A 14,447-nucleotide genomic window follows, 5' to 3' on the forward strand; every position below is an offset into this window, starting at 1 on the left:
ACTATGGCGGATTCACCCATTAAGCCCACTAAGCTCGCTATCGTCGGTGCCGGAGCGGTCGGTTCGACCTTGGCCTTCGCAGCAGCCCAGCGGGGTGTGGCGCGCGAAATCGTTTTGCAAGATATTAACTTGCAGCGCGTGCAGGCCGAGGTGCTCGATATGCAGCACGGCTCAAGCTTCTACCCAACAGTCTCCCTCGACGGTTCGGACGATCCCGAAATTTGCCGCGACGCAGACATGGTGGTTATCACTGCTGGCGCTCGCCAGAAGCCCGGACAGACTAGGCTCGACTTGGCAGGCGACACCATAAACATAATGCGCTCCATCATTCCCAACTTGGTGAAGGTAGCTCCGAACGCGCTCTTTATGCTTATTACCAACCCGGTAGACATTGTCACCCGCGTATCTATTGAGCTTTCTGGCTTGCCTTCCCATCAGATGTTTGGCTCGGGCACCAACTTGGATTCTGCCCGTCTGCGCTACCTGATTGCCCAGCAGACCGGTGTGAACGTGAAGAACGTCCATGCTTACATTGCTGGCGAGCACGGCGATTCCGAGGTGCCTCTGTGGTCTTCTGCAAGCATCGGCGGCGTTCCTATGTGCGAGTGGAAGGAACTACCCGGCCATGAGCCTCTGGATGCTGGCAAGCGTGAAGAGATTCACCAGGAAGTGAAGAACGCTGCTTACAAGATTATCGAAGGTAAGGGCGCAACCAACTTCGCTATCGCTATGTCTGGCGTTGACATCATTGAGTCCATCATGAACGATACCCACCGTATTCTGCCGGTTTCGTCCATGCTCGAGGATTTCCACGGCATTTCTGGTGTGTGCATGTCTGTACCTTCGGTTCTGACTCGTCAGGGTGTCAATACGCACATCAATACGCCGCTTTCCGACGGCGAGCTTGCTGCGCTCAAGCGTTCTGCAGAGACCCTTAAGGAGACTGCTTCTCAGTTTGGTTTTTAGGCCTTAAAAGCTCTGATACACTGGTCCACCCCTGCACAGGGGTAGCTAGGAACTATTCTCAGTATCAGACAGGAGACCAGCATGGCTCATACTCACCAATCCATAAGCCCGAATAGGCAAGAGGCAGATGGAGCGAGCGGGGGAGGCCATGCTGGTCTTTCTTCATCTCAAAGTCACAGTCGGCGCTTAATGCTGACTTTAAGCTTTTCAACCACTGTTTTCTTAGTTGAAGTAGTGGGTGCTATTCTCACTAACAGCTTGGCTCTGCTGGTCGATGCTGCCCATATGCTCACCGATATTGCCATGCTTGCAGCTGCGACCGTGACGGCAATTCTTATGCAGCGCAAGCCGACTTCCAAGCGCACTTGGGGCTGGGCTCGGCTTGAGGTGTTGACGGCTGCTTTGGGTTCAATGGTGTTGTTTGTCGTTGGTATTTACGCTGTGATTGAAGCTGGATTGCGTCTCTTTTCGGGAGAAGCTGAGCAGGTAAAATCGCCTAGCTTCTTGCTCTTCTTTGGCGCGGTGGGCGTTGCTGCAAACCTGTGTTCACTGCTGATTTTGTATACTCAGCGCTCTGATAATCTCAATATGAAAGCCGCCTTCCTTGAGGTTATGAATGACGCTCTGGGATCATTTGCTGTGGTGATTTCTGCAGCTGTTATGCTCATAACTGGTTGGGGAGCTTTCGATTCCATCGCGGGCGGTGTTATAGCTATTATGATGGTGCCTCGTGCGGCATCGCTCTTCTTGAGCAGTGTTAAAATTCTTTTGGAAGAAACACCTTCAGAGTTGGATGTTGATCAAGTGCGCGAACATTTGGAGAGGGTTCCCGGTGTAGTAGCAGTACACGATTTGCATGCCAATACTGTGGCCAGCGGTATGCCTCAGCTTTCAGCTCACGTGACCGTGAAGGCAGGCAGCACTATGGAGGAGTCGGGTGTCATGCTGGCTAAGATGCAGGATTGCTTGCTGGAGCACTTCCCGGTCAGTATTGAGCACACTACCTTCCAGATTGAGCCAGCAGATTACAAAGAGCGGCACAGTGAGCATTTAGATATGTAGCTGAGACTGCGCTAGAAGTTCGGATCCGCGCAGAGAGCAGATTGCGAACTTGAATAAGGGTGGCAAGTGGCATGGAGTCGCTTGCCACCCTTACTGTTTGTTGAACCGGTGTACGAGCGGCCCCGCCTGCTGGTGAGAAGAATCTTGTCTATACCCTTCTCAGTACGGTTACGACCTTGCCCATAATCTTGGCATCTGTGCCGTCGATAGGGGAGTATGCGGGATTGTGGGGCATGAGCCAGACGTGGCCAGCTTCCCTGCGGAAGGTTTTTACGGTAGCTTCATCGTCTAGTAAAGCTGCCACGATGTCGCCGTTTTCGGCCTCACTCTGCTCACGGACTACGACGAAGTCGCCGTCGCAGATAGCAGCTTCAATCATGGAGTCTCCGTGGACTTCAAGCATGAAAAGCTGACCGTTGCCGGTGAGGCGCTCTGGCAAGCGCATAACGTCGTCTACATGTTGCTCGGCGGTAATGGGTTGACCGGCAGCAATACGCCCAACAAGAGGCACGTCGTGCGAGTGCTCGATGGATTCGCTGTTGCTGGTGAACTGATTGGGGAAATCAATAACAACAGCATGCTGATGGCTGGATTGTGCCTGCGGCTCTACTTCCTCAACTAGCTCGATAGCCCGACCCTTATTAGCATTGGTGCGAATGTATCCCAACTCCTCAAGTACTTGGAGCTGATGCTTGACCGATGAAGGACTCTTTAGTCCAGAAGAAAGACCGATTTCACGATAGGAGGGAGCAAAGCCTTTGCTGGTGAGATGAGCGCGGATAGCGTCTAAAACTCGCTGCTGCCGTTCGGTCAGTTCGGCTTTCTTGACTGTTTGGCCATTGTCTGTGCCTGCCTGGTTCGGCCCGGTGAAGGGTATGGTGCCCACGGGGACTCCTTTCGCTGTAAGCAATAGCATAGCGAACAAATGAACGAAAATCAAACAAATGTTCGAACTGGCCTTGCACTCTTTGGAAATATGTGTCAGTATTAGAACACATGTTCGATAGAACGGATGTTCGGATGAAGGAGCCAGTGATGAGCGGAGCAGTACTTGAAGCGGGTCGCACCACTAGCCATACAATGCGCGTTGGGGGCAGCTGCGTAGCTGGGCGTGCGCAACAAATGAGGTCTAGAGGCAAGAATCGGGTTGTGCTCACCCTAAGGGGCAAAGTGGTAGCTGTAGGGCTAGCCTTGAGTTTAGCGGCCACTGGCATTGGCTTCTTAGCTGGTGGTACTCAGGCTCATTCTGTCAGCGGTGTCCAAGAGGTCATTAGTTATACTGTTCGCCCAGGAGATAATCTGTGGACCTATGCGAGCATGGTGACGCCCGAGGGCGGTGACATCTCTCATAGTGTTGACGAACTCATGGAACTCAATAATTTAAGTTCACCGGTCTTGCAAACGGGGCAGAGGATTATCGTGCCGAATCTTAGTTGATATACCGGCGCAACGCGGCGAATCTTCACATTTGGCAGCTAAACGGCTATTATCGGGTGATATGCACTGTCCTTTCTGTCAGAACCCAGACACTAAAGTAGTTGATACGCGTATAAGCGATGATGGCTACGCGATTCGTCGACGCCGAGAATGCCCAAAATGCGCCCGGCGATTCACAACGATAGAAACCTCGGCATTGATGGTGCAAAAGCAGTCAGGTAACAGCGAGGCATTTAATAGAGATAAGGTAATCTCTGGCGTGCGTAAAGCATGTCAAGGGCGCCATATTGAAGAGGATGCACTCAAGCAGTTGGGGCAGCAAGTAGAAGAAGACTTGCGCTCTCGCGGCCTTGCCCAAGTTAATTCCGATGAAGTAGGTAAAGCAATCCTGCGACCGTTGCGAAAGCTTGACGAAGTTGCCTACCTGCGCTTCGCCTCTGTCTATCAAAACTTCAACGGTCTCGAAGACTTCCAGAATGCCATTGATGACCTTCGTAACGAAGATTCACATGAGCAGCAGTCTTGATGTAGAAGCTGCCTTTTTGGGCGCAGAATTACTTGATGTCGATTATGACCAGCTTTTGCGTAGGTCGTGTCATAGCAACATAGAGGTCTGAAGCTGCAACCAAACGAGACGGGGCTTCTGATGCGATGCGTTCTGGATTGACCAGCACAACCGCGTCGAATTCCAAGCCTTTCGTTTCTTGAGTAGTGCACACCACAATTTGGCGTTCCCGCTGGTCTTGGGCCAGCAGACGGTCAAGGGTTTCTTCGCCAGCGATTTGCTGATAAGCATCTTTCAAAGCCGTTTCTAGTTCAGCAATCTGGTTGACGCTGGCGATAAGAGCGATGCGACCAGTGCCATCGGCAGCAATAAACTCTTGAGCTAGCCGGGCTCCAGCTAGGGCTGCTGCCAGTACAGATTCAGCATCAGTAGCAAGTTTTATGCGCTCAACAGCGTTGGGCACTGCCCTAACTGCCTTTACTGTTGAGATATGCAAGCCCTCAGTTCGGGCATATAGGGATGCCAGTTCAGAAACTTCTTGAGGGTTGCGATAGTCAATAGTAAGTTCGTGTAAATCCCATCCGTGAGGTCCAAAGAGATGATTCATGCTTCGCTCCCAAGAGCGAGTCCCGCCCAAGGTAGAAGTTTGTGCTACGTCTCCCACGATGGTGAAGGAGCGCGAAGGGCAGCGGCGGATGAGCATCCGCCAATCCATAGCGGTAAGCTCTTGAGCTTCGTCGACCACGATATGTCCAAAAGCCCACTCGCGGTCTTCGGCAGCTCGCTGGGAGGCATCCTGCCCATCGAGACCGTTGATGTTATCAAGCAGCATTTGTGAGGTAACCAAACCGTTGCCTATGCCGTTCTGTGCCAGCGTATCTTGGGCAAACTGGCGTTCTTCCGCTTCTCGGGCTGACTGAGCAGCCTGGCGGGCCATCTCTTTAGGGTCGGGGCCCAAAAGCTCCATGGCCTCGTCGAGGAGGGGAATGTCTGAGCTTGTGAGGGGCGAGCCCTTTGGGCGAGTTAAAGCCTCGACGTCTTCCTTCTTAAGCCAGGGTGCAAACCTGGTCATCAGGGCCGGGTGAGACCAGAGGTTGTCAATCAGCCATTGCGGCTGCATGGGAAGCCATGCCAGATTGATAGTTTTGCGCACCTGGTTGTTCATACGCAGCAGTGATTTTGCTCGCGAGAGCTCGTCGTGCTCGGGAGTGTAATCCAATCGCTCAGCGTAGCGGTTGACCATAGCTTGGATAACTGAACGGGCGAAGGTCTCCCGGGCCTTGTTGTGGGGCTGACGGGTGCGGCGGGCATCTGCCAGAGCCTGCTCCACATCGACGGCGAGCATGGGAACGCTCATGCCCTCAATTGAAATGCGTGGCAAATCGGCTGGCACCCGTTCGCGGCTGTGTACCGCATCTGCAATGAGCGCAGCCATGCGGTGGTCGCCCTTGAGCTTGGCTGCGTATGGAGAGTCGCTAGCACTTGCATGTATTCCGGGAATGAGATCACTGATTGTGCGGCTTAAAACTCCGGTTTCGCCTAGTGATGGCAAGACTTGATCGATGTAATGCAAGAAGCTGGAGCTGGGGCCTACGACCAATACGCCCGAGCGCTCAAGTGTGGAGCGATGCGTGTAGAGCAGGTAAGCAGCCCGGTGAAGGGCCACGGCGGTCTTACCTGTTCCGGGCCCTCCTTGCACGACAACAGCATGGGCCAAGTCTGCTCGAATGATGCGGTCTTGCTCGGCTTGGATGGTGGCTACGATGTCGGTCATCTTGCCGGTGCGCCTGCTGGAAAGACTGGCCAGCAAAGCTCCCTCGCCGGCCAGCGTGCCCTGGCTGGCAGCTTGGTTAACTTGCGAAGAGTTCACATCAAGCACTTCATCTTCGATACCCGTTACCGTGCGGAAACTCAAACTAATGTGCCGGCGCATAGTGATGTCGCCGTGGTTGGAAGGCGTGGCCTCGTAGAAGGGGCGGGCTGCCTCGGCCCGCCAATCAGTCAAAATCGGTTCGTGAGATTCGCTGGACAGGCCGATTCTGCCTATATAGCGGCGTTCGCCGTCGGTGTGGTCCAAACGTCCAAATACTAACCGGTCTTCTACAGCTCGCAGCTGGGTGAGTCGGTCTTCGTACATACTAGCGAAGGAATCACGCTCGGTGCGCTGGGTGGGGGAGCCGTGGGAACCAGCTGCACGGACGGCATCGAGCCGAGACTTGGTCTGCTGGCGTAAATCGTCCACGCGGCCATAGGCGCGATCTACTGCGTCTTGTTCTTCCTGTAGCTGTGAGGAGTATGTCGACATAGGCTTCTCGTCCGTTCCTGGTGGTCCCGAATACTCGTAAAACTAGGCACCCCACTATAGCGCTTGGCCACTACTTGAGTATGAAAGCAAGCGGCAGTAACCCCGATGAGACTTGCGAGCTCAGCCTTGGTTCGTGCTCACATTCTCGAAATTGTGTGTAGATAGGTGAAAAGCTCAATAAAAATGAGTTTTTATGGTGATTTTCGGTGAAGAGTGGGGTAAAGTGGGGAGTGTTTCTTTAGGGGGTGCTCTGCCGAAAGTACAAGAGCTACTGCAAACACATAAAAGGAGGTGGTAAGGATGGCTGAGCCAGAAGGGCAAGAACTCAGTTCGCCATCGCTAGCCACCTCAATGGGTGGGCATGCTGCACTGCCTCCGCTCTTGCTGGGCACTTACACTCCCAAGATGGACGCCAAAGGTCGTATGGCTCTGCCTGCCAAATTCCGCAACCGCTTGGGCGAAGGTTTGGTTATGGCCCGCGGTCAGGAGCGCTGTGTTTACCTGCTGCCTACCGATGAATTTCGCCGGGTGGCCGTCCAAATCCAGCACACATCGATGGGAAACCGTGCAGCCCGCGAATACCTGCGCGTCTTTCTTTCCGGAGCTGTGGACCAAGAACCCGACAAGCAGGGGCGTGTATTGGTTCCTCCCATGCTGCGAGATTATGCCCACTTGGGCCAGGAAGTCGTGGTCATCGGAGTGGGGACCAGGGCTGAGATTTGGGACAAGCAGGCTTGGGAAGAATATTTGACCAGCAAAGAGCAGGGCTACTCAGACATAGCCGACGACGTACTTCCGGTGGTGGATTTCTAATGGCCCAAACAATAAACTCAACTCGCGAACACGAACTCGATACCTTGAGCAGCATCCACCAGCCCGTTTTGCTTGAAGAATGCGTTGACCTAGTCAGCGCTGCCCTGAGCGATCCAGGTTCTGTAGTAGTGGACTGCACGCTTGGTTTAGCTGGTCACGCCACCGCTTTCCTGAAAGCGGCTCCTAGCGCTCGCTTGATTGGTATCGACCGAGATAGTGAAGCCCTAGCTTTGGCGGGGGAGCGAATGCGCAAGGAAGGCTTGAGCGAGCGCTTCCAACCGGTTCACGCCGCTTTCGACCAGCTGAGTGATATTCTCGACGATTTAGGAATTGCACGAGTCAACGCAGTCTTTATGGACTTGGGGCTGTCGAGCTTGCAAATTGACGAGCGCGATCGTGGGTTTTCCTACAGTCAAGATGCCCCGCTTGATATGCGCATGGATAGCAGCCAGGAGCTCACAGCTCAACAGATTTTGGCCACCTATTCGCTCGACGAGCTGACCGCGATTTTCAAAGAGTACGGCGAAGAGCGTTTTGCGCGCAAAATCGCTCGCAGAATCGTTGAAACCCGCGATGCCCAGCCCCTAACTACTTCTTCCCAGCTCGACCAACTGGTGGATGCTTGCATTCCCAAGGCCCACCGCGCTCCGGGTAATCCTGCCAAGCGCGTTTTCCAAGCCTTGCGCATCGAAGTGAACGGCGAACTCGACAAACTTACTAGCACTCTGCCCCAGGCAGCTCGCCACTTGAGCGTAGGCGGCAGGCTAGTAGTGGAGTCTTATCATTCGCTCGAAGACCGCGCAGTCAAGAGGTTCATGGCTTCGGGGTTGAAGGTAGACCTGCCTCAAGGGCTGCCAATCGTGCCGAAGGAAGCGCAACCAATTTTCACCGACCTGACTCATGGCGCCCGCAAGGCCGATGCTGAGCAGATTGCTTTCAATCCCCGCTCGGCTTCGGTCAGACTGCGAGCTATAGAGCTCACTCGGCCTATTCCTGCTGACCGCGCTCAGCAGTGGAATGCCAACACGTACAACCGCAATAGTCAGCACCACACGGGGAGGAAATGATTATGGCCTCATCAGCGCGTTCCGTCCGTTCGAAAACGGCGCCAGATCAGCGAAGGCCAGCCCGCCAAGAAGAGGTGCGCCGGCCGCAGCTCAGCCTTATTGAAGGCGGCCGTACCTCTGCTAACGCTTCCTCAGTGAGCGTGGGGCAGAAGGCTCGCAATGTCATCTCTTGGGCTAGCAATCGCTCTACACCGCTGATTCATTTCGTGGTTGCGCTCGCTTTCTTGAGTGTGTGCTTGCTGGGATCGCTCCTGCTGCGCACTCAGATGGTGCAGAATTCTTTTGAAGCCAGCTCAGTGCAAAGCTCGATTAGCCAGCTGACTCAAGATGTCCAAGACGATCAAAATAAGCTCGACGAGCTTCAGGCCTCCCTACCAGACAAGGCTCAGCAGATGGGCATGGTTCCTCAACAGGGCACTAATTCGGTTGATTTGAGCGGATACCAGCCTCCCGCGGCCCAGCCTCAAGTTCCAGCTCCCGCTCCTGCTCCTGCTCCGGCTCAGCCTGCTGGAGAGCAAGCAGCACCGGCGGCGCAAGCAGGTCAGCAGTGAAATTAAGCAAGGCAGGCAAGGTTAAAAAAAGAGGAACAAAGACTTTTAACCTCGTTTCTTTTGCCCAACGTTCGATTGTGGTGGGTATCATCCTTTCTCTAGTTGCTTTCGTGGCTTTGGGTAAGCTGGCTTGGATTCAGCTGCTCGACGGGCAGTCTACCGCGGAGGCAGCCGCTAAGAGCCGTACGGTACCTCGAACCTTGCGTGCCCAGCGTGGGAAGATCGTAGATACCAATGGTATGGTTCTGGCGCAAAGCCTTGAGCGATATACGATTGCGGGCTCTCCTAAAGCAGCGGCTGACTTTATTCCCATCAAGTGCACCACCCAAACTAAGGATTACTGTCATGCTATCGATGGCAAGCCGGTGGGCGCGAGTGGGCCGGCGGCAGTAGCACGCTTGCTAGCTCCCGTATTGGGTATGAACCAGATGGAGCTGGGCGCGCAACTCACTGGCACGGGCTCATACGTGGTCTTGAAAAAAGAGGTCACTCCTCAGGTCAAGCGGGCTATAGACAAACTTAACCTGGCGGGCGTCATCTCAGCTGAGTTGAGCAACCAGCGCTCTTATCCCCACGGCGATTTGATGGGTTCGCTGATTGGTGGTGTCGATACTGACGGCAAGGGTGTGGCAGGCATAGAATATATGGAAAACGGCCTCTTGACTGGTAAAAATGGCTACGAGGTGTACCAGCAAGGTCGACAGGGCCAGCAGATTCCGGGCACTGAAACTAAATCGAAGCAGCCGGTGAATGGTAAAGATGTGAGCCTGACTATTGACGGCGACGTGCAGTGGTATGTGCAGAAGGCGTTGGCAGATGGCAAAGCCAAATATCAAGCTGGCTGGGCAATAGCAATTGTTCAAGAGGTGGGCACTGGTCGGCTAGTAGCGATTGCGGATACTGAGAACCGGCCCGCGGGAAGTGCCGAGGCGAAGATGAATCCGCCGCTAGTAGTGACGCAGACTTTCGAGCCTGGCTCGATTGGCAAGACGATTACGCTCGCCGGCATGCTGCAAGAGGGTGTGCGCTCTATGGACGACAAGTTTACCGTACCTGACCATATTAAAGTCGACGGACAGGAATACCACGATGCTACTCACCACTCCGACGAGCATTGGACCATGGCTGGTATTTTGCAAAACTCTTCAAACGTAGGCATGGTAATGGCTTCCGATAAGTATTCGGACCAAAAGCGTTACGATTATTTGACCAAATTCGGTATTGGACAGCCTTCGGGCTTGGGCTTGCAGGGAGAATCGCGCGGCCTGCTGACCACTCCGCAGACATGGGACCGCCGTACGCGCAATACCGTACTATTTGGCCAGGGCTACGCTACCAACGCGATTCAACTGACTAACGCTGTTGCCACCATTGCTAATAATGGCGTGCGCAACCAGCAGAGTTTGATTAAAAATGTGAGCGATTTGAACGACAAGTCAGATCCGGAAGCAACTGGGAAGCCCACTCGCGTAGTCGACGAACATGTGGCCTCGCAGGTGATGAACGGTATGGAATCGGTGGCGGAAAAGTTCAAGAGTGTGGCATCGGTCAACGGTTACCGGGTGGCTTCTAAAACTGGTACCGCAGAGGTGGCAGGCCAAAACGGCGCGCTGACCTCGATTATCAGCGATTGGGTGGGTGTGATTCCTGCCGACAATCCGCGTTTTGTGGTCACCGTGGTGATGAAAGATCCCCAGGGCACCTATGGTGGTCTCACTGCCGGCCCTGTGTTCGCCCAAATTGGTGAATTCCTTATGCAGAAATACGAGGTACCGCCATCTGTGCCTCGTACAGATGCTATTCCTGTTGAATGGTGATGTGTATGAATAGGAGAGAGCGAAGCGTCCGAACAGCCTGCCGAGTTTGGCTGCTCCCCGCCAGCGGAGAGGCAGAAGCATGAGCGCGCTGAGCGAGTCGATCTCTCAACGAATAACTTTGGGCTATCTTCATAGTCATTATGGGCTTGAACTGGACCCCGCTTTCGCGCAAGACGTGACCGTTACTTCCATAGCCGACGATATCCTTTCCGTGCGCCCAGGCTCCCTCTACTTGCCCTGCGTAGGTATCGACAGCAAGGTGAGTGAAGAGTCGCAGCTGGCCGCGTTGGAAGGGCCGAGTCGGGCTATTGACGACGATACCGAGTCTGAGCAAAGCGAGCAGTTAAGCGAAGTTGACCAGGCTGAGAGTGAGTCAGAGCCTTCGCATGTCAACAACCTACCCCTCTTGATTAAGCAGGCTGAATTGCGCGGAGCTTACGGTGTGGTGCTCCCGTCGAGCGCCCGGAAAGAGCACCTGCAGGCCGGGATTCCGCTGCTATATGGTGATTTGGAGCCTGACGCTTTAGGCCAGATTCTCTCCAATGCAGCCGGTGATCCATCTTCTTCGCTTGCTGTCTTTGTGCTTGCAGGTGAAGATGTGAGTCAAGAGGCAGCTGATTTGGCTCACTTTTTGCATACTTTGGGCAATCCGGTCGGGCTCTTGAGTGCTGGTAATATAACTTCGCTGGACCGGCCCCTTGATGTGGAAAAGCCCTTGAGCATGTTTGATGTGCAGCGGGCGCTGTCGATTAGCTTAGAAGATGGCACTGCTGCGGTTGTGATTGGTGCCGACCCACAGACCTTGCAGCATCAGGCTTTGTGCAATGTGCAGATTGATGTGCTATCTTTCCCGACTGCTTCGGCCGAGCATGCTAATAAGTCGCCAAGTCGTTTCCATGAGGGGCGCAAGGGGCAGCTTAATGCGGCTGCTCAGCGTTACGGTTTTGCTGTGGGCTCACAGATGCAGGTGGCTCGCATTTCAGATTCCTCTGATGAGATGGCCCGCCAGGCTTTGGGAAGTGCTGACCAAGCGCGCATTGATCGGCTTTCGCTCAACATTGCGATGACTGTGGCTGCTGGGGTCAAACGGAGCCATATTCGTAGCGCTTTGGAGGCTTCGCAAGAATTGGCTTAGGATTGCGCAGCCTTACTGCGCCACAACTTGGAAATGTAGCAAACGGAACACCTGCTCGCGGCTCCTGCGCCGCACAGTGGGAATGAACACGAGAGGTAAAGATGGTAGAGGCTAAGCGGCCGGGGATGATGCCTATGAGCTTGGGCGAGGTGGCGCAGGCCACTGGTGGCCATCTGCTGGCAGAGCCAGAGGCTTCCGGTAGTGCTAGTGGCTCGTCGTTGCAAGTGACCAGCGTGGCTACTGACACCGGTCAGGTGCAGGCTGGCACGCTCTTCGTGGCGATTGCTGGCGAGCGTGTAGACGGTCATGACTTCTTGACTGTGGCTGCTGAGGCTGGAGCGTGCGCAGCTTTGGTTGCTCACCCGGTTGAGGGCGTTAGCTTACCTCAAATTGTGGTCGACGACACCGTTGCAGCCCTGGGCCGCTTGGCTGCCCACAACTTGGAACGCCGCCGCGAGCTGTCTACTCCCTTCACTGTTATTGGCATCACTGGCTCGGTAGGTAAAACGACTACTAAGGACTTGCTTGCAGCCCTACTGCGTGAGTTGGGCCCCACTGTGGCACCCGTTGGATCCTTTAATAACGAAATCGGCTTGCCGCTTACAGCCCTTGGAGTGGGGGAGTCCACCCGATATTTGATTGCGGAGATGGGCGCTAGCCGGGTGGGCGATATTGCTTATTTGACTTCTATTGTGCCTCTCGATATTGCGATAGAACTCAAGGTTGGTGTAGCGCACTTGGGCGTTTTCGGCTCGGTGGAGCGCATTGCACAGGCCAAGAGCGAGCTGGTGCAGGGTTTGCGTCCCCAGGGCGTGAGCGTGCTCAATGCCGATGACGAGCGCGTGGCAGCTATGGCCAAGTTGGCTCCCGGCCGAGTCTTGTGGTTTGGCCTAGGGCAGGTGCAGGGCGCGGTCAAACAAGATGAGCTCGACATGGGGGCCGCGAATATTTGCACCGATTCGCTTGACCATCCCCACTTTACGCTCCAGGCGCGAGGCGAGCAGCCCCTAGAGATGGAATTGGGACTCAGTGGCATTCACAACGTTATAAACGCTCTGGCAGCTGCAAGCGTGGCCCACGAGCTGGGACTGCCAACCGAGCGCATAGGACAGGTGCTTGCCCAGCAAGGTCACATCAGTCCGCACCGGATGGCCCTGAGCCAGGTCGAGCGCGAGGGCAGCAGCTTTACGCTGATTGATGATTCCTTCAATGCCAATCCTGACTCCATGCGCGCCGGGCTCCACGCGCTGTCGACTTGGGGCGCGGACGAGCAGACTCAGCCTGCTAGCAAGCCCTACCGTATAGCCGTTTTGGGAGGCATGCTTGAGCTGGGCGAGCAGACGCTCGACATGCATCGTACCATCGGCGAGTATTGCGCCCGGCTCGGCCTAGATGCTCTCATAGCAGTCGGCGGCAGCGGCAACGATCTTTCAGCCATGGCTGGCGCTATGGTAGAGGGGGCAAGTGCGTATAGCGCGGAGCAGGAGCAAGCTCAGTCGACCTTGGTAGTGTACAAGGCCGTAGACACGCAGGAAGCCGACCAGATAGTCATCGAACTGACTGGCCAGCATCCGGGCAGTGTCGTCTTACTCAAGGGCTCCCATAGTTCCGGGCTGAGTGACTTGGCCGAGCGTTGGCAGGGCGAAAGATTGGGAGTAGCAAGGTGATTTCCCTCATCATAGGCATCGTCATCTCACTGGTGGTTACCTTCGCGGGTACGCCAGCTTTGGTGCACCTACTCCACCGTAGGCACTACGGCCAGTACATTCGCCAAGACGGTCCTAAGTCTCACCAAGTTAAGCGCGGCACCCCTACTATGGGCGGCCTCATTATTAACCTAGCTATAGTCCTAGGCTGGGCAGGTTCGGCGCTCTACCGCTATATTTCTAAGGGAGATGTACCCTCTCAGTCGGCCATGCTGGTCCTCTTCGCTATGCTCTCCATGGGCATGCTCGGTTTTATCGACGACTTTATTAAGGTGCGTAAAAAGCAGAACTTGGGCCTCTCCGTTGCTGGCAAGTTCATAGGCCAGTTCATCTTGGCTACCATATACGCCGTGCTCGCCTTACTCCTGCCTACCAAAACGGGTTTCCCTAGCGCTCAGCCGGGCATCTCCTTCGTGGAGTGCCCCATTATCTCCTTCACCTTTGCGGGCAGAGCTGTGGCGATTATTCTCTTCGTCTTGTGGGTCAACTTCCTCATTACCGCTTGGAGTAACGCAGTCAACCTCACCGACGGCCTCGACGGTTTAGCTTCCGGCTCCTCTATGATTGCCTTCACCGGATATGCGATTATCGCATTTTGGGAGTCCTACCACCTCAAGGGCGCTGGCCATGCTGGCCACTCTTACGCAGTTTCGGATCCGCTTGATTTAACGATTATCGCCTGCTGCGCTGCCGTGGCCTGCTTCGGCTTCCTGTGGTACAACACCAATCCGGCCTCTATCTTTATGGGAGATACGGGCTCTCTGGCTTTGGGCGGACTCTTCGCAGCGCTTTCAGTGGCCACTCATACCGAGCTGCTAGCCGTTATCTTGGGCGGTCTCTTCGTGATGGAAGCAGCCTCAGACGTGATTCAGGTGGGCTTCTTCAAACTCACCCACAAGCGCGTCTTTAAGATGGCCCCCATCCACCATCACTTCGAGCTCTTGGGCTGGCAGGAATCCAAGGTAGTAGTGCGCTTTTGGATGATTGAACTTATTTACGTATTGATTGCTCTCGTGCTCTTCTATGCGGATTGGCTGGCTCGTTCGGGCTTGGCGCTCTAGCGGCGGCTGCGTGGGGCACATA

13 protein-coding genes are annotated in these 14,447 nt (G+C 54.8%); 11 read left to right on the plus strand and 2 right to left on the minus strand.

What is annotated here, in order from left to right; translation table 11 throughout:
* Positions 1-3 precede the first annotated feature (3 nt).
* Positions 4-966 carry an L-lactate dehydrogenase gene (locus R8377_RS02470; protein WP_317643390.1) on the plus strand — a complete coding sequence of 321 codons (963 nt, stop codon included), beginning with the start codon at positions 4-6 and terminating at the stop codon, positions 964-966.
* Positions 967-1,047: 81 nt separating this feature from the next.
* Entirely contained in the window at positions 1,048-2,028 is a 981-nt protein-coding gene (locus R8377_RS02475) for a cation diffusion facilitator family transporter (RefSeq protein WP_425605017.1), read from the plus strand.
* A gap of 148 nt (positions 2,029-2,176) precedes the next feature.
* Here R8377_RS02475 and lexA read toward each other — a convergent pair whose 3' ends face one another.
* Entirely contained in the window at positions 2,177-2,914 is a 738-nt protein-coding gene (gene lexA / locus R8377_RS02480) for a transcriptional repressor LexA (protein WP_425605019.1), read from the minus strand.
* A gap of 284 nt (positions 2,915-3,198) precedes the next feature.
* Between lexA and R8377_RS02485 the strand changes: the two genes are divergently transcribed.
* Both R8377_RS02485 and nrdR read left to right on the plus strand, forming a co-directional pair.
* Positions 3,199-3,465 (plus strand): LysM peptidoglycan-binding domain-containing protein, encoded by a 267-nt coding sequence (locus R8377_RS02485; protein ID WP_317643391.1) that lies wholly within the window; start codon positions 3,199-3,201, stop codon positions 3,463-3,465.
* Between the two features lie 61 nt (positions 3,466-3,526).
* The gene (gene nrdR, locus R8377_RS02490) at positions 3,527-3,991 is read left to right on the plus strand and encodes a transcriptional regulator NrdR (RefSeq protein WP_317643392.1); all 465 of its coding nucleotides are present in this window, start codon (positions 3,527-3,529) and stop codon (positions 3,989-3,991) included.
* Between the two features lie 28 nt (positions 3,992-4,019).
* On the opposite strand, the gene R8377_RS02495 is transcribed toward nrdR, so the two are convergent.
* Entirely contained in the window at positions 4,020-6,275 is a 2,256-nt protein-coding gene (locus R8377_RS02495) for a HelD family protein (RefSeq protein WP_317643393.1), read from the minus strand.
* A gap of 351 nt (positions 6,276-6,626) precedes the next feature.
* Between R8377_RS02495 and mraZ the strand changes: the two genes are divergently transcribed.
* The 7 genes from mraZ (at position 6,627) to mraY (ending at position 14,425) form a co-directional block, all read left to right on the plus strand.
* On the plus strand, positions 6,627-7,088 hold the full coding sequence (gene mraZ / locus R8377_RS02500; protein WP_317643677.1) for a division/cell wall cluster transcriptional repressor MraZ: 462 nt from the start codon (positions 6,627-6,629) through the stop codon (positions 7,086-7,088).
* On the plus strand, positions 7,088-8,155 hold the full coding sequence (gene rsmH / locus R8377_RS02505) for a 16S rRNA (cytosine(1402)-N(4))-methyltransferase RsmH (RefSeq protein ID WP_317643394.1): 1,068 nt from the start codon (positions 7,088-7,090) through the stop codon (positions 8,153-8,155). The genes mraZ and rsmH overlap by 1 nt, the downstream gene beginning before the upstream one ends.
* A gap of 2 nt (positions 8,156-8,157) precedes the next feature.
* Entirely contained in the window at positions 8,158-8,706 is a 549-nt protein-coding gene (gene ftsL, locus R8377_RS02510) for a cell division protein FtsL (RefSeq protein ID WP_317643395.1), read from the plus strand.
* Positions 8,707-8,780: 74 nt separating this feature from the next.
* A complete protein-coding gene (locus R8377_RS02515) occupies positions 8,781-10,523 on the plus strand; it encodes a peptidoglycan D,D-transpeptidase FtsI family protein (protein WP_317643678.1) in 1,743 nt (580 codons plus the stop codon).
* A 79-nt stretch (positions 10,524-10,602) separates the two neighbouring features.
* Positions 10,603-11,658 carry a hypothetical protein gene (locus R8377_RS02520; RefSeq protein WP_317643396.1) on the plus strand — a complete coding sequence of 352 codons (1,056 nt, stop codon included), beginning with the start codon at positions 10,603-10,605 and terminating at the stop codon, positions 11,656-11,658.
* Between the two features lie 125 nt (positions 11,659-11,783).
* Entirely contained in the window at positions 11,784-13,325 is a 1,542-nt protein-coding gene (locus R8377_RS02525) for a UDP-N-acetylmuramoyl-tripeptide--D-alanyl-D-alanine ligase (RefSeq protein WP_317643679.1), read from the plus strand.
* The gene (mraY, locus tag R8377_RS02530) at positions 13,322-14,425 is read left to right on the plus strand and encodes a phospho-N-acetylmuramoyl-pentapeptide-transferase (protein WP_317643397.1); all 1,104 of its coding nucleotides are present in this window, start codon (positions 13,322-13,324) and stop codon (positions 14,423-14,425) included. Before R8377_RS02525 ends, mraY begins: the two co-directional genes overlap by 4 nt.
* Positions 14,426-14,447 lie beyond the last annotated feature (22 nt).

It is taken from the genome of Bombiscardovia apis, from assembly GCF_033095945.1.
In the GTDB taxonomy this organism is placed as follows: Bacteria; Actinomycetota; Actinomycetes; order Actinomycetales; family Bifidobacteriaceae; genus Bombiscardovia; species Bombiscardovia apis.